At 73.9% G+C, this 18,088-nt stretch carries 16 protein-coding genes and 1 tRNA gene; 7 read left to right on the top strand and 10 right to left on the bottom strand.

Annotated features, from left to right (window positions below; genetic code table 11):
- The first annotated feature begins 14 nt into the window (after window positions 1-14).
- Window positions 15-2,657, top strand: coding sequence for a phosphoribosyltransferase (locus tag OHB56_RS13350; RefSeq protein WP_406353428.1), 2,643 nt, complete (start codon window positions 15-17; stop codon window positions 2,655-2,657).
- Window positions 2,657-3,469, top strand: a complete 813-nt coding sequence (locus OHB56_RS13345) for an HAD family hydrolase (RefSeq protein ID WP_326752485.1) — start codon at window positions 2,657-2,659, stop codon at window positions 3,467-3,469. The genes OHB56_RS13350 and OHB56_RS13345 overlap by 1 nt, the downstream gene beginning before the upstream one ends.
- 70 nt (window positions 3,470-3,539) lie before the next feature.
- Here the strand turns inward: OHB56_RS13345 and OHB56_RS13340 are convergent, their stop codons facing one another.
- The 4 genes from OHB56_RS13340 to OHB56_RS13325 all read right to left on the bottom strand — a co-directional run bounded on the left by OHB56_RS13340 (window position 3,540) and on the right by OHB56_RS13325 (window position 7,148).
- Window positions 3,540-4,301: a DedA family protein gene (locus tag OHB56_RS13340; RefSeq protein WP_326752484.1), complete on the bottom strand. Its 762-nt coding sequence runs from the start codon at window positions 4,299-4,301 to the stop codon at window positions 3,540-3,542.
- Between the two features lie 99 nt (window positions 4,302-4,400).
- Window positions 4,401-4,622: a zinc ribbon domain-containing protein gene (locus OHB56_RS13335; RefSeq protein WP_406353425.1), complete on the bottom strand. Its 222-nt coding sequence runs from the start codon at window positions 4,620-4,622 to the stop codon at window positions 4,401-4,403.
- A 162-nt stretch (window positions 4,623-4,784) separates the two neighbouring features.
- Window positions 4,785-6,236 (bottom strand): hypothetical protein, encoded by a 1,452-nt coding sequence (locus OHB56_RS13330; RefSeq protein ID WP_406353423.1) that lies wholly within the window; start codon window positions 6,234-6,236, stop codon window positions 4,785-4,787.
- A 75-nt stretch (window positions 6,237-6,311) separates the two neighbouring features.
- Window positions 6,312-7,148: a DUF4097 family beta strand repeat-containing protein gene (locus tag OHB56_RS13325; protein ID WP_326752482.1), complete on the bottom strand. Its 837-nt coding sequence runs from the start codon at window positions 7,146-7,148 to the stop codon at window positions 6,312-6,314.
- Window positions 7,149-7,422: 274 nt separating this feature from the next.
- On the opposite strand from OHB56_RS13325, the gene OHB56_RS13320 reads away from it, so the two are divergent.
- Window positions 7,423-7,494: transfer RNA gene (locus tag OHB56_RS13320), tRNA-Val, on the top strand.
- A gap of 97 nt (window positions 7,495-7,591) precedes the next feature.
- On the opposite strand, the gene OHB56_RS13315 is transcribed toward OHB56_RS13320, so the two are convergent.
- Window positions 7,592-7,948, bottom strand: coding sequence for a hypothetical protein (locus OHB56_RS13315; protein ID WP_326752481.1), 357 nt, complete (start codon window positions 7,946-7,948; stop codon window positions 7,592-7,594).
- 139 nt (window positions 7,949-8,087) lie between these two features.
- Between OHB56_RS13315 and OHB56_RS13310 the strand changes: the two genes are divergently transcribed.
- Entirely contained in the window at window positions 8,088-8,384 is a 297-nt protein-coding gene (locus tag OHB56_RS13310; protein WP_406353421.1) for a DUF2277 domain-containing protein, read from the top strand.
- 46 nt (window positions 8,385-8,430) lie between these two features.
- Here the strand turns inward: OHB56_RS13310 and OHB56_RS13305 are convergent, their stop codons facing one another.
- The 3 genes from OHB56_RS13305 to OHB56_RS13295 form a co-directional block, all read right to left on the bottom strand.
- On the bottom strand, window positions 8,431-9,033 hold the full coding sequence (locus OHB56_RS13305) for a VTT domain-containing protein (RefSeq protein ID WP_326752479.1): 603 nt from the start codon (window positions 9,031-9,033) through the stop codon (window positions 8,431-8,433).
- A gap of 173 nt (window positions 9,034-9,206) precedes the next feature.
- A complete protein-coding gene (locus OHB56_RS13300; RefSeq protein WP_406353419.1) occupies window positions 9,207-10,943 on the bottom strand; it encodes an alkaline phosphatase D family protein in 1,737 nt (578 codons plus the stop codon).
- Between the two features lie 89 nt (window positions 10,944-11,032).
- Window positions 11,033-11,677, bottom strand: a complete 645-nt coding sequence (locus tag OHB56_RS13295) for an HNH endonuclease family protein (protein WP_326752477.1) — start codon at window positions 11,675-11,677, stop codon at window positions 11,033-11,035.
- A 538-nt stretch (window positions 11,678-12,215) separates the two neighbouring features.
- Here OHB56_RS13295 and OHB56_RS13290 point away from each other — a divergent pair.
- Window positions 12,216-12,797 (top strand): TMEM165/GDT1 family protein, encoded by a 582-nt coding sequence (locus OHB56_RS13290; protein WP_326752476.1) that lies wholly within the window; start codon window positions 12,216-12,218, stop codon window positions 12,795-12,797.
- A gap of 265 nt (window positions 12,798-13,062) precedes the next feature.
- Window positions 13,063-13,740 (top strand): HAD-IA family hydrolase, encoded by a 678-nt coding sequence (locus OHB56_RS13285; protein ID WP_406353416.1) that lies wholly within the window; start codon window positions 13,063-13,065, stop codon window positions 13,738-13,740.
- Between the two features lie 46 nt (window positions 13,741-13,786).
- On the opposite strand, the gene OHB56_RS13280 is transcribed toward OHB56_RS13285, so the two are convergent.
- A complete protein-coding gene (locus OHB56_RS13280) occupies window positions 13,787-15,238 on the bottom strand; it encodes a peptidoglycan-binding protein (protein WP_406353414.1) in 1,452 nt (483 codons plus the stop codon).
- 159 nt (window positions 15,239-15,397) lie between these two features.
- Here OHB56_RS13280 and OHB56_RS13275 point away from each other — a divergent pair, with 159 nt between their 5' ends.
- Window positions 15,398-17,560, top strand: coding sequence for a DHA2 family efflux MFS transporter permease subunit (locus OHB56_RS13275; protein WP_406353412.1), 2,163 nt, complete (start codon window positions 15,398-15,400; stop codon window positions 17,558-17,560).
- A 14-nt stretch (window positions 17,561-17,574) separates the two neighbouring features.
- Here the strand turns inward: OHB56_RS13275 and OHB56_RS13270 are convergent, their stop codons facing one another.
- Window positions 17,575-18,066, bottom strand: coding sequence for a GNAT family N-acetyltransferase (locus tag OHB56_RS13270; RefSeq protein WP_406353410.1), 492 nt, complete (start codon window positions 18,064-18,066; stop codon window positions 17,575-17,577).
- Window positions 18,067-18,088 lie beyond the last annotated feature (22 nt).

Raw genomic sequence — 18,088 nt, 5'->3', positions numbered from 1 at the left:
ACGGCAAGGAATTCATGGAGAAGGCAGTGAACGAGGGAGTGCGCCGCGAGGCGCGCGACGGATCGCCGACCGGCGGGGACGTGCCGGCCGGGGACATACCGGCCGGGGACGTGCCCGCCGGGGGCGTGCCCGCCGGGGGCGTCTGGTCCGGAAGCTGGGTCGCCGAGCGGCTGGGCGTCGAGCTGGCGGGCGACGACCGGCTGACCGGGCTGCTCGGGCTGGCGCTGCGCCGCAACCCCAAGCGGGCGCATCTGCTGGTGTCCCACGTCCTCGGCAAGCACGTCCCGCAGTCGCCCGCCGTCGTGTACGGCCACGGCCTCGCCCTGGGCCGCCGGGTCCGCGAACTGCTCGGCGAGCAGGCGCACCGGGCGGTGGTCCTCGGGTACGCCGAGACCGCCACCGGCCTCGGCCACTCGGTCGCCGACGGCCTGGGCGTCGCCCCCTGCCTGCACTCCACCCGCCGCCCGGTCCCCGGGGTCGCCACGGCGGGCGGCTTCGAGGAGTCCCACTCCCACGCGACCTCGCACCTGCTGCTCCCCGAGGACCCCGGGCTGCTGGCCGGGGACGGGCCGCTGGTCCTGGTCGACGACGAGTTCTCCACCGGCAACACGATCCTGAACACCATCCGCGACCTGCACGCACGCCACCCCCGGCGGCGGTACGTGGTGGTCGCCCTGGTCGACATGCGCTCACCCGCCGACACCGGCCGGCTGGACGACTTCGCCCGAGGGATCGGCGCCCGGGTCGACCTGGTGACGACCCTCTCGGGCACGGTACGGCTCCCGGAGGGCGTACTGGAGAAGGGCCGGGAGCTCGTGGCCCGCCAGGAGGCGGAGGCGGCGTCGCAGGCGGCGGCCGGGACGAAGGCGCGGACCGGCCGGGTCGCGCGCGTCGAACTGGGCTGGCCGGACGGACTGCCCGACGGCGGGCGGCACGGGTTCGCGCCCGCGCACCGCGCCCGCCTGGACGACGCCCTGCCCGCCATGGCCGGCCGGATCGCCGACGCGCTGCCCGACGGCGCCCGCCGCGTCCTCGTCCTCGGTTTCGAGGAACTGATGTACGCCCCGCTCCGCCTCGCCCACGCCCTGGAACAAAAGCTGGCGCAGAGGCCGGCGCGGACACCGGCCGCCCGGGAGGCCGGCGCCGAGGTCCGCTTCTCGACCACCACCCGCTCGCCCGTCCTCGCCGTGGACGACCCCGGTTACGCGATACGCACCCGGCTGGTCTTCCCCGCCCACGACGACCCCGCCGACGGTCCCGGCGAGCGCTACGCCTACAACGTCGCCGGCGCGGGCTTCGACGCCGTCGTCGCCGTCGTCGACTCGGCCGCCGACACCCCCGCGCTGCACGCGCCCGGCGGGCTGCTGGCCGAACTCGCCGCACACACCCCGCAGGTCCTCCTCGCGGTCGTACCGTCGTACGTACCCGCACCCTCTGACGACGTGCCGGCCGGGCCGGACGCCCCTGCTTCCCCGGCCGTCCCCGAAAGGCCCGCCCCCATGCTGCCCGAGCCCCTTCGCGGCCCCGCCTTCTCCTCGTACGCGCCCGAGGAGGTCGGCTGGCTGCTCCAGGACCTCTCCGACGTCACCCTGGAGGCGCCGACCGAGGAGCGCGAGGAGGCCATCCAGAGCGGCGGCGCGCACTACGCCGAGTCACTGCCCGTCGAGTACCAGCCGAGCGCGCACTACCAGGAGTTGTTCCGCGCGGCCCTGCACACCTCGGCGGCCCGCCTCGCCCACGCGGTCGGCGTGGTCACCGAGACCGTGCTCGCCGAGAGATCCCCGCGCCCGGTAATCGTCTCGCTGGCCCGGGCCGGCACCCCCGTCGGCATCCTGATGCGCCGCTGGGCCCAGCACCGCCACCGGCTCGACCTCCCGCACTACGCCGTCTCCATCGTCCGCGGCCGGGGCATCGACGCCAACGCGCTGCGCTGGCTGGCCGCCCACCACGACCCCCGGGACGTCGTCTTCGTCGACGGCTGGACCGGCAAGGGCGCCATCACCCGCGAACTCGCCCAGGCCGTGGAGGAGTTCGAGAAGACCCACGGCGTCACCGGCTTCGACCCGGAGATCGCGGTACTGGCCGACCCCGGCTCCTGCGTGCGGACGTACGGCACCCGCGAGGACTACCTGATCCCGTCCGCCTGCCTCAACTCGACCGTCTCCGGCCTCATTTCGCGCACCGTGCTCCGCGCCGACCTGGTCGGTCCGGACGACTTCCACGGCGCCAAGTTCTACCGCGAACTCGCCGGCGCGGACGCCTCGGTGGCCTTCCTGGACGCCGTCTCCGCCCGCTTCCCCGAGGTCACGGACGCCGCCTGCGCCCAGGCCAAGGAACTGCTCGCCACCGACCGCACCCCCACCTGGGAGGGCTGGGCCGCGGTCGAACGCATCAGTGAGGAGTACGGGATCCACGATGTGAACCTCGTCAAGCCCGGTGTCGGCGAGACCACCCGTGTCCTGCTGCGCCGGGTGCCGTGGAAGATCCTCGCGCGCGCCGGAGCCGGCCACGACCTGGACCACGTAAGGCTGCTGGCCGACCAGCGGGGCGTCCCCGTCGAGGAGGTCGCCGAACTGCCGTACACCTGCGTCGGTCTGATCCACCCCCGGTACACGCGCGGCGCGACCGGCGCCGACGGCAAGGCGGTGACGGCCTGATGACCGTCCTCGTCGCCAGCGACCTCGACCGCACCCTCATCTACTCCGCCAACGCCCTCGCCCTGGCCGGGCCCGACGCCGAGGCCCCGCGGCTGCTGTGCGTGGAGGTCTACGAGAGCCGCCCGCTGTCCTACCTGACGGAGACGGCGGCCCGGCTCCTCACCGAACTCGGCGACGCCGCCGTGTTCGTACCGACCACCACGCGCACCCGCGAGCAGTACCGGCGCATCAGCCTCCCCGGCCCCGCCCCGGCGTACGCGATCTGCGCCAACGGCGGCCACCTCCTGGTCGACGGCGAGACCGACCACGACTGGCACGCCTCGGTGACCGCCCGCCTCGCCGCCGAGTGCGCCCCGCTCTCCGAGGTGCGGGCGCACCTGGAGCGGACCGCCGACCCGGTCTGGACGCGCAAGCACCGCGTCGCCGAGGACCTCTTCGCCTACCTCGTCGTCGAGCGGGAGCTGCTGCCCGAGGAGTGGGTGAAGGAACTCGCCGTCTGGGCGGAGAACCGCGGCTGGACGGTCTCCCTGCAGGGCCGCAAGATCTACGCCGTACCCAAGCCGCTCACCAAGAGCGCGGCCATGCGCGAGGTCGCCCGCCGCACCGGCGCCGACCTCACCCTCGCCGCCGGCGACTCGCTCCTCGACGCCGACCTGCTGCTCGCCGCCGACCGGGGCTGGCGCCCCGGCCACGGTGAACTGGCCGACGCCGACTGGACGGCTCCCGGGGTCACCGCGCTCCCCGAGCGCGGGGTCGTGGCCGGGGAGGAGATCCTGCGGGAGTTCCTGAAGGCGGCGAACCCGCCGGGGTGAGGCGGGTCCTGTGAGGCGGCCTCAGTGGGGCGACGGCCTCGGCGAGGCCGCCGGGGAGCTGTGAGCGGGGTCAGCCGTGGCGTCCCCGGCCGGCCAGGTCGTACCGGTCGGCGGGGTCGTCCTCCTCGGAGGAGCCCGACGGCCGTACCTCTTCCGTGCCCGACTGTTGGTCGCGCCGCCTGCGGCCGGCACCCGGCCGCAGCATCCGCAGGACGAAGAAGGCGAGCACCGCCAGCACGGCCAGGCCGAGGACCACCTTCGAGTAGCCCGACACGACGGTCGTGACCTGCTGCCAGTTCTCGCCCAGCGCGTAGCCCGCGAGGACGAAGACGGTGTTCCAGAGGGCACTGCCCAGTGTGGTCAGGCCCAGGAACACGGACAGCCGCATGCGCTCCACACCGGCCGGCACCGAGATCAGCGAGCGGAAGATCGGGATCATCCGGCCGAAGAACACCGCCTTGGTCCCGTGCCGCAGGAACCACGCCTCGGTCTTCTCGATGTCCGAGACCTTCACCAGCGGCAGCCGCCCCGCGATCGCCACCGTCCGCTCCCGGCCGAGCAGCGCGCCCACGCCGTACAGCGCGAGCGCGCCGATCACCGAACCGGCCGTCGTGCACAGCAGCACGGCGAGCAGGCTCATCCGCCCGCCGCTCGCGGCGAACCCGGCCATCGGCAGGATCACCTCGCTCGGCAGCGGCGGAAAGAGGTTCTCCAGCGCGATGGCGAGCCCCGCCCCCGGCGCACCCAAAGCGTCCATGAGGTCGTTGACCCACTGGGGTCCGGCTTCACCGCCCGCTGCGACGGACAGGGTGTGCGCTGCGATGGCTGTCATGCAGGAAACCGTACGAAGCCGTGGCTGAAGAGAACCTGAGGAAGATCCACGGCAGCCCCGCGGTCGCGCCCCGGCGCCCGGGAGCCGGGGCGCGAGCCGTCAGCCACAGCAGCCTCCGCCGCAGCAGCCACCCCCTCCGCCGCCCGCGCGGGGAGCGGCGGCCGGTGCCAGGGCGGCACCGCCCACGGCGACCGTGGACAGGAGCTTCACGGTGTCGTCGTGTCCTGCCGGGCAGGCGGCCGGAGCAGCGGATTCGGCCATGGGACGGCTCAGTTCGAAGGTGTCGCCGCAGGTCCGGCAGCGGTACTCGTAGCGAGGCATGTGCACAGGCTAACCGGCGGACGGCGGTTGCGGCCTGCGGCGGTTGCCGCCGGTCGAGCCTTGCGGGCTGCGGGCTGCGGGCTGCGGGCTGCGGGCTGCGGGCTGCGGGCTGCGGGCTGCGGGTCGTGGCGGGGAAGCGGGAGGCGGCCGGGTCCGTACCGGTCAGCCGGCGGAGCCGCCCCGGTCCTCGCGGATCAGGGCCACCACCCGCGCCACCGACTGGCGGACCGCTTCCGTCTCCGTCAGGAAGTGCCAGTAGTCGGGGTGGCGGCCCTCCAGCCCGGCGACGGCCCGCTCCAGCCGGGCCACGGCGCCGTCCAGCGGGTGCGCGTGGCGCGGGTCCGGGGTGTGGCGGCCGGCCATGGCCAGGCGCTGGGCGTCCCGGATGGCGAAGCGGGTGCGCTCGATCTCCTGTTCCGGGTCCTTCTGCACGGCGTTCAGCTGCCGCAGCCGGTCTCCGGCCGCGGACACGGCCTCGTCGGTCGTGTTCAGCAGCGCCCGTACGGTCGACAGCAGGGCGGTGGCGTCCGCCCAGCGCTGCTCGTCGCGCGCGGCACTCGCCTCGTCGAGCTTGCTCTCGGCCTGCCGCACGTTCTCCGCGGCCACGTCGGGGACGCCCTGGAGGTCCTGCCAGCAGGCGGCGCTGAAGCGCCGGCGCAGCTCGCTGAGCACCGGCTCCACCTGCTCGGAACGGGTGGTGAGGGCCTGCGCGCGGGTGCGCAGGGAAACCAGCCGGCGGCCGGTCTCGGCGGCCTGTTCCGGCAGCCGGTCGGCCTCCGCGCGGATGGCCTCGGCCTGGCGGATGACCCGTTCGGCCCGCTCCAGGGTCTGCGGCACGCCGTGCTGCCCGGCGCCCTGGTTCAGCTTGGTCAGCTCCGGGGAGAGCGCGGCGAGCCGGGCGGCGAGGTCATCGGCCCGCAGCCCCGCCGCACGGGCGGCGTCCAGCGCGTTCGACGCGGCGAGCAGCGCCTGACGGGCCCGCTCGACGGCGGGGGCGAGCCGGGCCAGCTGGGTCTCGGCCTTGCCGAGGAGGGGGCCGAGCCCGTCGGTGAAGCGGTCCAGTTCCCGCTTGACCCGGTCCAGTTCGCCCTTGGCGGCGGTCAGTTCGGTCCGGGCCCGGGAGGCGGCGGAGGCCTCCAGGTCGTGGCGGTCGAGGTCATGGGCGTCGACGGCCTCGATGTACGTGTGGCTGGCCTCGTCGATCCGGCGGCCGAGCGCCTCGAAGTCGGCGACGGCGCGGCGGGCGGCGGGGGAGCTGTCGACGGCGGTGATCGTCTCGATGGAGATCCGCAGGTCCCGCTGGGCGGTGTCCAGCTCGTAGAACGCGGCCGCCGCCGCGTCCTTGGCGGCCTGCGCCTCGGCCCGCTGGTTCTCGGCCCGCCCGCCGAACCAGCGCCGGGTGCCGCCGCCGGCGAACGCTGCGGGCAGGGCCAGCGCCGCCACCAGCGGCAGGACCGTCAGCGCGAGCGCGTCACGGAGCGGACCGGCGGCCCGGCCCCGGGAGACGCCCGGGGAGAGGGGGCCCCGGAGGACCGGACCCCCGGACAGAAGACCACGCGTGCGGCCCACGCGTGGTCTCGACGGCGAGTACGGCTGCTCTGGTATCGCCGTCACATCCCTCTCCCGTACTGTCGTTCGCCCTTCCCGATGGCCATTGTCCCACCGGTGGAGGGCGAACACACGGGTCGGTCAGTCCGCCGTACGGACCGTGAGGCTCCCGTCGCCGGTGCGGACGTCCACCACGTGGGAACTGGTGTCGTCGCGGGGCACCGACACCTTCTCGGCGCCGTCACCGGTCCCGGACGTCACCCGGTAGGTGGCCCGGGGGAGTTCGACGGTGGCGGAACCGTCGCCGCTGCGGGACTCCACCAGGTCGGGTACGGCGCTCAGTTCCAGGCGGATCGAGCCGTCGCCGGTCCGGGCGCGCACCGTGCGGGACGCGACCTCGGCCCGCACCGATCCGTCGCCGGTCCGCAGGTTCAGGGGGCCGGTGGTGTCGGTGACGTGTATGGAGCCGTCCCCGGTACGGATGTCCAGCGCGTCGCGGAAGCCCCGGGCGCGCACGCTGCCGTCGCCCTCCTCGACCTTCACGGCGACCCCGCGGGGCACCTCGACACGGTGCTCGGCGGAACAGTCGGCGACGATGCCGGAGCATTTGATCCGCAGCTTCAGCCGGTCGCCCTCCAGCGACCAGGTGGCCTCCGGGTCCGTGCCGAGGGCGACGGTGCCCTGGAACCACCGGGTGACCTCGACCTTCCCCGACGGGGTGCGGTCCACGGCGACGATCTCGAGCGCGGAGTCGTCGGAGTCGACGGTGAGGGTGCTGCCCGGCAGGTCGAAGGACCGGCGGTCGGGGTCGGTGTCGTCCGCGGCGGACGCCCCGCAGGCCGTCAGTCCGCCGACCAGCACCACGGCGGCCCCGCCGAGGGCGGCCGCGCGCAGGCGCACGCCACGGGAGGAGCCGGCGGTGGTGCGGGCGGGGCGGGTCGTGCCGGTGGTGCCGGACGTGCGGGTCGTGCGGGTCATGACGGTCTCCCCCTGGGACGGACGATCGCGCTTTCCGGCGCTCTTCGACCGTACGGAGCCGGGCCCCGCCGGGGGATCCGGGCCGCTACCGGAATCAAGGTGGGGTTACCCCCCGGATTCCGTCCGGGGGGTAACCCCGAGGGGACCTGCGAGGGGGCCTGCGAGGGGACCTGGAAGGAACCCCGCCCGGACGGATGCGGAAGGACCCGGGAGCCGGGATCGAGCCCGGGCCATGTAGGCTGTCGACTCGGCCTGGGCGGTGCGCCCGGGTCCCGGGTGCGTAGCTCAGGGGTAGAGCGCCTGCCTTACAAGCAGGATGTCGGCGGTTCGAAACCGTCCGCGCCCACCGCGTCGCGATCCCGCCGCCTGGCGGGAACAAGGGCCTTTCGGAGCTGCTCCGGAGGGCCCTGTGCCGTTCGTGACGCCGTTCGTACCGGGGGTCCCTACGGGGACGGCTCCGTCCCGCCCGGCGGCGGTGCCCCGTGCGCGTGCTTCAGCCGGGAGCGGGCGTGGACGCGGTCGACGCCGGCCAGCTCCGCCCAGTACCGATGGGTGCTGACGAACACCACCAGCTCGTGCTCCCGGCGCCGGAGCTTCTCCACCTCGGCCTGCTCGTCGTCCGTCCAGCCGGGGGAGGCGGGACGCTCGACCAGGCGCCAGCCGGTGTCGTCGCTGAACCCGTCGAGCGGTTCCACCGACCAGGGAAGCCGCTTCAGCAGGGTCGACAGCTCGGCCTGGACCTGACGCAACTCCTCCTGACCGGCGAGGAGGTCACTCGGGAAGTCATAGGTCGCAGCCACGCGCTAATGATACGCCTGTTCGATTTTGGGGAGCGAGTCAACTGGGGGGTCTCCTCGCCCGGTTCACCCGATCGGGTAAGCCCGGGTACGCGGTCGTCCGGCATGGTCCTCAGGAGCGCGCCGGGGGGAGACTGGGGGCATGTGCCGGAGTATCAAGACCCTGCGTCCGCCCGCGTTGCCCGAGGAGGCCACCGAAGACGAGATCCGGGCCGCCGCCCTGCAGTACGTGAGGAAGGTGTCCGGCTTCCGGGCGCCGGCCGCCCACAACCGCGAGGTCTTCGACCGGGCCGTGGATGCGATCGCCGAGGTCACGGCCGGCCTGCTGGACGGCCTGGAGGTGCGCGGCGCCGGTGCGGGCACGGCCGCGGCGCGGCAGGCGGGGTGGACGAGGTGGCGGGAAGGCGGAAAGGCGGGGCGAGCGGGACGGGCGAGGTGAACGACGTGGCGGGTGAAGAGGAGCGGGGTGGGCCCCCGTCGCCCCGTTACGAAGCCTCCACTGGTACCGGCCGCCTGCGCATCAGGTATGCCGCCCCCGCGCCCGCCCCGAACAGCGCGCCGACCGACACCGCGGTGGCGACCCAGGTCGCGCCCAGCCAGTGGGCGCCGAGGTAGCCGAGGGTCACGCTGTAGGAGGCCCAGGACAGGCCGGCCAGCGCCGACCAGGGCAGGAAGTCGCGGGCCCGGCGGCGGGCGGCGCCCGCGCCGAGCGAGACCAGCGAGCGGCCGGCCGGGGCGAAACGGGCGAGGACGACCAGACCGCCGCCGCCGCGGGCCAGCGCGGCGCCGAGACGTTCCTGCGCGCCGGTCAGACGGCGGGACCGGGCGATCGCCCGGTCCAGACGGTCGCCGCCGCGCCAGGCGAGACGGTAGGCGACCAGGTCGCCCAGGACGGAGGCGGTGGCGACGCAGAGTGTCAGGACCAGGATGTCGGGCACGTCGGTCGCGGTGCCCGCGGCGGCGGCCGTGGCCGCCGCGATCACGAGGACCCCGCTCGGCAGCACCGGCAGGAACACGTCAAGCAGGACCGAGAGAGCCACCACCGCGTACACCCATGGGCTGCCGATCAGCGACCCGAAACTCTCCACCCGAACTCCCCGTGGCTCCCCCGTCGGCCAGACCCTGCCGCGGTAACGCGGAGGAGCGGCAGGAACGACCGTTGACAGTCACTGAGAGTACGCCGGGCAGGTGACGGAAAGGTCACGAAGAGTTCGTGCGCACGGCGCCGTGCGTTCGTGTCGCCTCGCGTTCTCCCCGGATGTCACCCGCTCAGTTCGGTCTCCGTCACCCTCCTCAGCCGGACCTCCGGTCCCGGGCCCGGCTGCCCCGCGCCCGTCCCCGGGGCCGGGCGCTTCGCCGTGTGCGCGTGCTCCAGCCGCAGCACCGACGAGCGTCCGCGCATGGTCAGCGTCATGAGCTGGTTGCCGAACCAAGGCCCGCCGGTCCTGCGCCACTTGACCGGCGGCCGTCCCGAGCGCCCGTGCCGGGCGAAGACCCGGCCGAGGCCGCGGGCGACGGTGCTCCAGCCGAAGCGGAACCCGAGCCGGATCGACAGGGGAATGGAGTTGTGCACGGGGGAACAGGTCAGCTGCACCACCCGGGCGTCCGGTCCGCGCACCCGTCCCCGCCGGCCCCCGGACCCGGGTCCCCGCCCCTCCGCGCCCCAGCTCGGCTCCGCCACGTACGCGTGATGGACGTCACCGGAGAGAACACACACCGTCGCCGGCGCGTCCGGCCCCGTACCGGCCTCGGCGATCACCTCCGCCAGCTCCCCGAAGGACTCCGGGAACGCCGCCCAGTGCTCCAGATCCGCCGCGCGCCGCAGCCACTCCCCGAACCGCGCCCAGCGGGGCCCCTTGTCGCCCCGGGTCAGCACGGAGCTCCACCCCTCGACGTCGTGCACCAGATGCGGCAGCAGCCAGGGCAGGGACGTGCCGATGAGGAGATGGTCGTACGCGCCGCGCTCGTCCAGCGCCTGCTCGCGCAGCCAGGCCGCCTCGGACGGGTCGAGCATCGCGCGCTCGCCCTCCGCCAGGACCCGGGCCGCCCGGGTGTCCACCATCAGCAGCCGCACCCGGCCGAAGTCGCGCCGGTAACTCCAGCGCACCGAGGCCGCGTCGGCCTCGGCCTTCGCGGTGAAGGCCCGCAACACGTCCGTACCGTCGGGGCGTTCCCGCACGGACGCGTACAGCGGGTCCGCCTCCAGTTCGCGCGGGGAGAGGTTGCCGAGATGCTGGTACACCCAGTACGACATCAGACCGCTGTGCACCCGCTCGCCCCACCAGGACGCGGCCCGCATGTCGGCGACCCAGGAGGCGGAGGTGTTCCAGTCGTCGATCACGTCGTGGTCGTCGAAGACCATGCACGTGGGGACGGTCGACAGCAGCCAGCGCACCAGCGGGTCGAGCCAGGACTCGTAGTAGAGGTGGGTGTACTCCTCGTAGTCCGCCACCTGGTCGCCCGGCGGGTCCTCGAGGCTGCGGCGGGCGGCGAGATAGGCGCGCGTGGCGTCGGAGACCTCGTCCGCGTACACCTGGTCGCCCAGCAGGAGCAGCACGTCGGGCCGCTCGCCGCCCGGGTCGGCGGCGATGCGCGCGGCCAGGCCGTGCAGCGCGTCGGGGCCGACGGGATCGGGCTCGCCGGCCGGCGGGGACGCCCAGCGGCAGGAGCCGAAGGCGACCCGCACACCGGCGTCGGCCTCCGCGCCGGGAGCGGCGATGACGGAGGGCGGCAGCGACGCGGAGGCCTCGTCCTCGGCGGGCGGCCACGCGCGGGTGCGGTCGAGGAACACCTCGTAGGGCGTCGTCGTGCCCGGGGTCAGGCCGGTCACCTCGACGAGCGCGTAGTGGTGCCCCGCGACCTGGAAGGTGCGGGCCGTTCCGCCGGATCCGTCGGCGCAGCGCACCTCGGCGGCGCACGGGCGGCTCGTCTCGATCCAGACGGTCGCGGACGAACCGTCGACGTACCTCAGCAGCGGCCCGAGGCGCAGTCCGGTCATGGTGGTGCCCCCTTCCTCCGTCGCCCCGTACGGTACGGAACGACGGAGGAGAGCGGGGCATCTCGCGCCCGTTGCGGTGTACCGCGCGGTCAGCAGCTCGCGAGGTAGCCCTGCAGGGCGGACTTCTCGGCCGAGTCGACCGACAGGCCGTAGTAGTACTTCACCTGAACCCAGGCGCGGACGTAGGTGCAGCGGTAGGCCGTGCGGGACGGCATCCACTCGGCGGGGTCCTTGTCCCCCTTGGACTGGTTGACGTTGTCGGTGACCGCGAGGAGCTGCGGGCGGGTCAGGTCGTTGGCGAAGGCCTGGCGCCGGGACGTGGTCCAGGAGCCGGCGCCGGAGTCCCAGGCCTCGGCGAGCGGGACGAGGTGGTCGATGTCCACGTCGGAGGCGGCGGTCCAGGTGGCGCCGTCGAACGGGGAGTACCAGCTGCCGCTGGTGGAGGCGCAGGCGGAGTCGGTGACGACGTTCGTGCCGTCGCGCTTGAGGACCGTCTCGCGGGTGTTGCAGGTGCCGCTGACGGTGATCCAGTGGGGGAAGAGGTCGCGGTTGTAGCCGGTGCGGCTCTCGGTGGACACGGGGAGCGAGGCGAGGTAGGTGCGGGCGGTGGAGGCGCTCACCGGGGTGGGGAGGGCTGCGGAGGCGCTCGGGCCGTTGAGTATCCCGGCGGAGGCTATGAGCGCGGTGAGCGCCGCGACGGTGCCCAGACGTCGACGCGCGTAGAACTTCGGCATGCGAACTCCCTTGTGGGGTGAGGCCGTTGGAGTGCGAGCAAGGGGAATGCTCGCCTCGGCGTGTTACGGGGAGGGGTGGGTCCGGTGAGAAGTTAATGACGTGTGCATGGCGTGTCTAGACGTGCGGCGGTGCCGATGCGGTGCGGATGCCGTGCGGGCGTGACGTTTCCGCGGGATCCCCGCTTCCACGGAAGGGGTCGGAGGGGTGCGCGGGTGCGCGCGGAGGGATGCGCGGAGGTGCGTGTACGACGGTCCGGCGAGCGCTCGGGCGGGAGCTCGGGCGGGTGTTCGGACCGGCCTCGCGTACGATGGGTGGCGCAGAGGGGGAGTAGCCCTTCGCCGGACCGTCGACATACTGCTCAGCCCGTCTGAGCCGGCGCCCGGAGGCAGGCCCCGTACGGGGGTCGGCCGGCGAGACCTTCGGCAAGCAGTGCACGCCCGCGCCCCTCGGCGCGGGTGCCATGTGTGCTGCCGTGCCGAGGCGTCCCGTGGACAAGCACAGACTCTCGGTGGGGCAGCCCCGACCGATCGAGGAACCTTGATCAACCTGACCGTGACGGCCGTCGTGTTCGGCGTCGTCTTCCTCGCCGAGCTGCCGGACAAGACCGCGCTCGCCGGCCTCGTCCTCGGCACCCGCTACCGGGCCTCCTACGTCTTCGCCGGTGTCGCCGCCGCCTTCGCCGTGCACGTCGCGCTCGCGGTGGCGGCGGGCAGCGTGCTCACCCTGCTGCCGCAGCAGCTCGTGCACGCGATCACGGGCGTGCTCTTCCTGGGCGGCGCGGCGATGCTGCTGTTCAAGAAGGACGAGGACGACGAGGAGGTCCGCAAGCCGGAGAACCAGTCCTTCTGGAAGGTGTCCGGGGCGGGCTTCATGCTCATCCTGGTCGCCGAGTTCGGCGATCTCACCCAGATCATGACGGCCAACCTCGCCGCCCGTTACGACGACCCGCTCTCCGTCGGCCTGGGCGCGGTGCTGGCGCTGTGGGCGGTGGCCGGGCTCGGCATCGTCGGCGGCAAGGCCCTGATGAAGCGGGTGCCGCTCAAGCTGATCACCCGCATCGCGGCGCTGCTGATGCTGGGGCTCGGGGTGTGGAGCCTGTGGGAGGCGGTGACCGGCTGAGCGGGGCGGGCCGGGTAGGCGGGCGGGCCGGGGAGGGCGGGCTGGTCGGCCGGTCGGCCGGTTCCGCCGGCGGCTGCGGGGACGACGACGCGGCCAACGATCCGTGAACGGTTGACGGGGGTGCTGGCGGGATGCCGGACTTGTTTTGTATCGTGGATGAACAAAGTGGCTCCCGCCCGTTTCCCCTGACCGGCGGGCGGGGCCGCCTTGTTTCCCCTGACCGGGAACCGCACCCGGGCCCCGCCCCCGCGCTTTGGAGTTGCCGATGACGGCCACCGCCGTACTCACCGCCCGCGCCCTCCTGCTGGACATGGACGGCACCCTCGTCAACTCGGACGCCTCGGTCGAGCGCGTCTGGCGGCGCTGGGCCGAGCGGCACGGGCTCGACGGCGACGAGGTCGTGAAGGTCGTGCACGGCCGCCAGGGCTACGCCTCGATGGCGCTGCTGCTGCCGGACCGGCCGATGGAGCAGAACCACGCCGACAACGCGCGCATGCTCGCCGAGGAGACCTCGGACACCGAGGGCGTCGTCGAGATACCGGGCGCCCGCGCGTTCCTCGCCTCGCTCCACGGCCTCCCGCACGCCCTGGTGACCTCCGCCGACGTAGCCCTGTCCGCGGCGCGGATGGCCGCCGCGGGGCTGGAGCGGCCCGAGGTGCGGGTGACCGCCGAATCGGTCGGCGCGAGCAAGCCCGACCCCGAGGGCTTCCTCAAGGGCGCGGCGGAGCTGGGCGTCGCACCGGCCGACTGCGTGGTCTTCGAGGACTCCGGTGCGGGGATCGCCGCGGGACGCGCGGCCGGCATGCGCGTCGTCGGCATCGGCCCGCGCGCCGGATTCCACGACCCGGACGTGGTCGTGCGCGACCTGACCCAGGTACGGGTGGAGCGCGGCGAGGACGGGACGATCCTGCTGCACATCACGGACGCCGGGCACACGGGCTGACGTCGCCCGCCGCCGCGGCGGGGCCGGTGCGGCCCGGTCCGTCGCCTCAGCGGTTGCCGGTCTCCGCCTCCAGGCGGGCCCGGGTCTCCGGTCCGTACACGCCCAGCTCGTCGCCGCGGATGCCCCGGGACCACTGGTAGTTGCGGACGGCGTCCTCCGTGCGGCCGTTGAACCGGCCGTTGGCGGGTTTGTTGTACAGGTACACCTTGCTCAGGCGCTGCTGGAGGTCGACGACCTCCGGACCCCGGTCGCCGCGCCTCAGCGTGGGCCCGGTGACGGCGCCCTCGTCCAGTTCCTCCGCCTCCTCCGGGACGTCGGCGGGGGCGGTGGCCGTCGGGGTCGCGGAGGGCTCCGCCGCATCCGACGGGGTCGCCGAAGCGCCCGCCTCCGCCTCCGCCTCCGACTCCGAGGCCGACGGCGACGCCGACGGGCTCGCGCTCCCGGACGGCGGGGCCGAGGCCGACGCCGGGGCGGACGCCTCCGGCGAGCCGGACACGCTCGTGGCCGGTGCCGCCGAGGGCGCGTCGGACGGCGCGTTCAGCACGCTCGCGCGTACGTTCTCCGGCAGTGCGCCGTCCCGCGACGGCGTCTCGTGGGCGAACAGCCCGCTCGCCCACCCGGCGGCCCCGATCACCGCCACGACGGCTCCGGCGGCCACGAGCAGCGTGGTGCGACGGCGGCCACCGGGGGGAGAGGGTTCGCCGGCGTCCGGGGCCGGGCCCGGCCCCGGACCCGCGTGCGGCCCTGCCGCGGCGGACACCACTCGGAGGGGGCGGGTGGAGTCGAACAGGTTCAGGTCGGTGGCGCTCGGCTCCGTGGTGGGCGGAGCGAGGGGTGCGGCGAGGGGTGAGGGCTGAGGAGCCGTCACCGGGGTGGCCGGGGGGAGTACGGACGTCGCGTCCGGGTCTCCGGGGGCCCCCGGGGTTCCGGACGCGACGGGAGGGCCCGGGGTCTCGGGCGCGGCGAGTGCGTCCGGGGTGAGGGCGCGCAGTTGCATGGTCGCGTCGGCCGACTGCGGTGCGCCGGGCGTCGTCTCCCCGACCTGCTCCCCGCCCTGCGGGGTCTGCTCGTTCCGCGCCGCGAGCCCGCCATGAGCCGCTGGTGCGTCCTGCTGGTCGGTGCCGGAGGGGGCGGGGGACTCTTCCGCCTTTTGCTCGGGCCGTCCCGCCCGTCCCGCCCGTCCCGCCTGGCCGGTCTGCCCCGCCCGGCCCGTCTGTTCGATCCGGCCGGTTCCTCGTCCGGCTTCCGGCTCCGGTGTGCGGCCGCCGCCCGGCGTACCACCGCTGTTCGGCGTACCCGGTGCGGCCGTCGTGCCGTCGTCGAGTTCGACGTACGGGCGGATGCGGGGCGGGGTGAAGCCCTCGGCCTCCGCCGCCTGCGCCGTACGGGCCTCGCGGAGGGCGTCGGACGCACGCAGGGTGCAGGCGCAGGAAGGGGTGTTGTCCCTGTTCCTGGGCGCACCGCATTCCGGGCACGGGGTGCCCGTCGAATCATCCACGTGGAGTCCCTCCCCTCGCGATCTCCAGAGATTATGCAGATCTTCTCCACACGTCGACGCACGCGCCCCCGGAATGCGGTCCTCCGGGTGGACTCAACAGGCCATAACCGGTCACACCGATCACGATGGACCGTGAAACGAGAACCTGTGGAGGTGGTCATGTCCGGGGACGCGCACGGCAGGGCGGAGAGGGCGGGCAGCGCGCGGCCCTCGCCCGGTGCCGGTTCCGGACCGCCGGCCCCCGGCACGGGTCCGGGCGGTCCAGGTGGCCCGGGTGGTCCGGGCGATCCCCGTGAGCAGGTGTCCCGCAACGTCGTCGTCTCGATGGGCGCGCTGCTTCTCGGCCTGTTGCTCGCCGCCCTCGACCAGACCATCGTGGCCACCGCCCTGCCCACCATCGTCAGTGACCTGGGGGGCCTGGAGCACCTGTCCTGGGTGGTCACCGCGTACCTGCTGGCCTCGACCGCCGCGACCCCGCTGTGGGGCAAGCTCGGCGACCAGTACGGCCGCAAGCGGTTGTTCCAGACCGCGATCGTCATCTTCCTGGTGGGGTCCGCGCTGTGCGGCGTGGCGCAGGACATGGCCCAGCTGATCGGTTTCCGCGCGCTCCAGGGGCTGGGCGGCGGTGGACTGATCGTGCTGTCCATGGCGATCGTCGGCGATCTCGTGCCGCCCCGTGAACGGGGCAAGTACCAGGGCATGTTCGGCGCGGTCTTCGGGACGACGAGCGTCCTCGGGCCGCTGCTCGGCGGACTGTTCACCGAGCATCTGAGCTGGCGCTGGGTGTTCTACATCAACCTGCCCCTCGGGGTGGTCGCCCTCGCCGTCATCGCGGCGGTGCTGCACATCCCGCGCAGGTCGACCCGGCACGTCATCGACTACCTCGGCACCTTCCTCATCGCCTCCGTCGCGACCTGCCTCGTCCTGGTCGCCTCCCTCGGCGGCACCACCTGGGCCTGGGGCTCGCGGCAGATCATCGGCCTCGCGGTGCTGGGCGCCGTCCTCGCCGTCGCGTTCGTGGCCGTGGAACGCCGGGCCGTCGAACCGGTGCTGCCGCTGGGACTGTTTCGGATCCGCACCTTCATGCTCACCGTCGTGATCAGTTTCATCGTCGGCTTCGCCATGTTCGGCACGAACGTCTATCTGCCGACGTTCCTCCAAGTGGTCCAAGGCACCAGCCCGACCATGTCAGGTGTGCACATGCTGCCGATGGTGGCCGGAACACTGCTGGCCTCGACCGCCTCCGGACAGATCGTCAGCCGTACCGGCCGCTGGAAGGTGTTCCCGATCGCGGGCACCGGTCTCATCACCATCGGCCTGCTGCTGCTCCACCAGCTCGACGAGAACAGCCCCACCCCCGTGATGAGCGCCTTCTTCTTCGTCTTCGGCCTGGGGCTCGGCCTGGTGATCCAGGTCCTGGTGCTGATCGTGCAGAATGCCGTCTCCTACCGGGACCTCGGCGTCGCCACCTCCGGCGTGACCTTCTTCCGGTCCATCGGAGCCTCCTTCGGCGTCGCCGTCTTCGGCATGATCTTCACGAACGGCCTCGACGACAAACTCACCGCCGCCTTCCGCGGTGTCCAGCTCCCACCCGGCGTCTCCGCCGACGCGCTGGAGTCCGACCCGCGCGGCATCGGAGACCTGCCGGCCGCCCTGCGCCCGGAGGTCGTCCACGCGTACGCCTCCGCCATCACCGACGTCTTCCTGTACGCCGTTCCCCTCGCCCTCGTCGGGTTCGTCCTCGCCTGGTTCCTCAAGGAGGACAAGCTGCGGGCCTCGGTCACCGCGCCCGACGGCACCGAGATACTGGCCAGCAACCCGGTGGAGCGGTCCTCGTACGACGAGGTGTGCCGCGCGCTGTCCCTGCTCGGCACCCGCGAGGGCCGGCGCGACATCTACCGGAAGACCACCGCCCGCGCGGGCTACGACCTGCTGCCCGCCACGAGCTGGCTGCTGCTGCGGATCAGGAGGCACGGCTCGGTGGAACCGGCCCTGCTCGCCGAGCGCAGCACCGTCCCGCTCGATGTCGTCATGGAGGCCGCCCGCCAGGCCGAGGTACGGCACCTCGCCCGGCGCGAGGGCCTCGGCCTCCTCCTGACCGACGACGGGTTCGAGGCCGCCGAGCGGCTGGCGCGGGCCCGGGAGGAGTCCCTGGCCGAGCTGCTCGGTGACTGGTGGGGGCCGGACCGGCCCACCGATCTGGTGCGCCTGGTGCACGAACTGTCGGCGGAACTGAGCGGATCGCGCGAGGAACGCCCGCACGCCACCGGCGAGCGTCCGGAGGGTGCGCGCGGCGGGCGGCCGGGTACGCAGGTCGGCTGAGCCCGCACGGGGGTTCAGCCGAGCCGCTTGGTGAACCAGTGCTCGGCGAACGGTCCGCCGTTGTGCGGTTCCGTCTCGGTGAAGCCGAGCCGCGCGTACAGGGCGCGGGCCTCCACCAGGTCGCCGCGGGTGTCCAGGATCAGCCGGGTGGTGCCCGACGCGCGGGCCGCGTCCTCGGCGGCGCGCACCAGGAGCGCCGCCCCGCCCCGGCCCCGCATCCCCGGGTGCAGGAAGACCCGGGTGAGCTCTGCGGTCGTACCGTCCAGCAGCCGGATCCCCGCACTGCCCGCCGCCTCGTCCCCGTACCGCGCGACCAGCAGATGCCCGCGCGGCGGCACGAGGTCGGCGCCCGACTCCGCGGCGATCTCGCGCTCCAGCTCCTCCGGTTCGGTCCGGCGCCCCTCGTGCAGCAGGTACCAGCGGTCGCTGACTTCCGTGTAGTACGCCCGCCAGAGCGCGGCGGCGACGGGGGAGTCGGGGAGCTCGGGGCGGATGGTCCACGTCATGCCCGCATTCTGCGTATGCCTG

Origin of the sequence: Streptomyces sp. NBC_01635 (genome assembly GCF_045209715.1) — a bacterium.
Classification (GTDB): domain Bacteria; phylum Actinomycetota; class Actinomycetes; order Streptomycetales; family Streptomycetaceae; genus Streptomyces; species Streptomyces hirsutus.
This window is presented reverse-complemented; position numbering and strand designations above follow the sequence as displayed.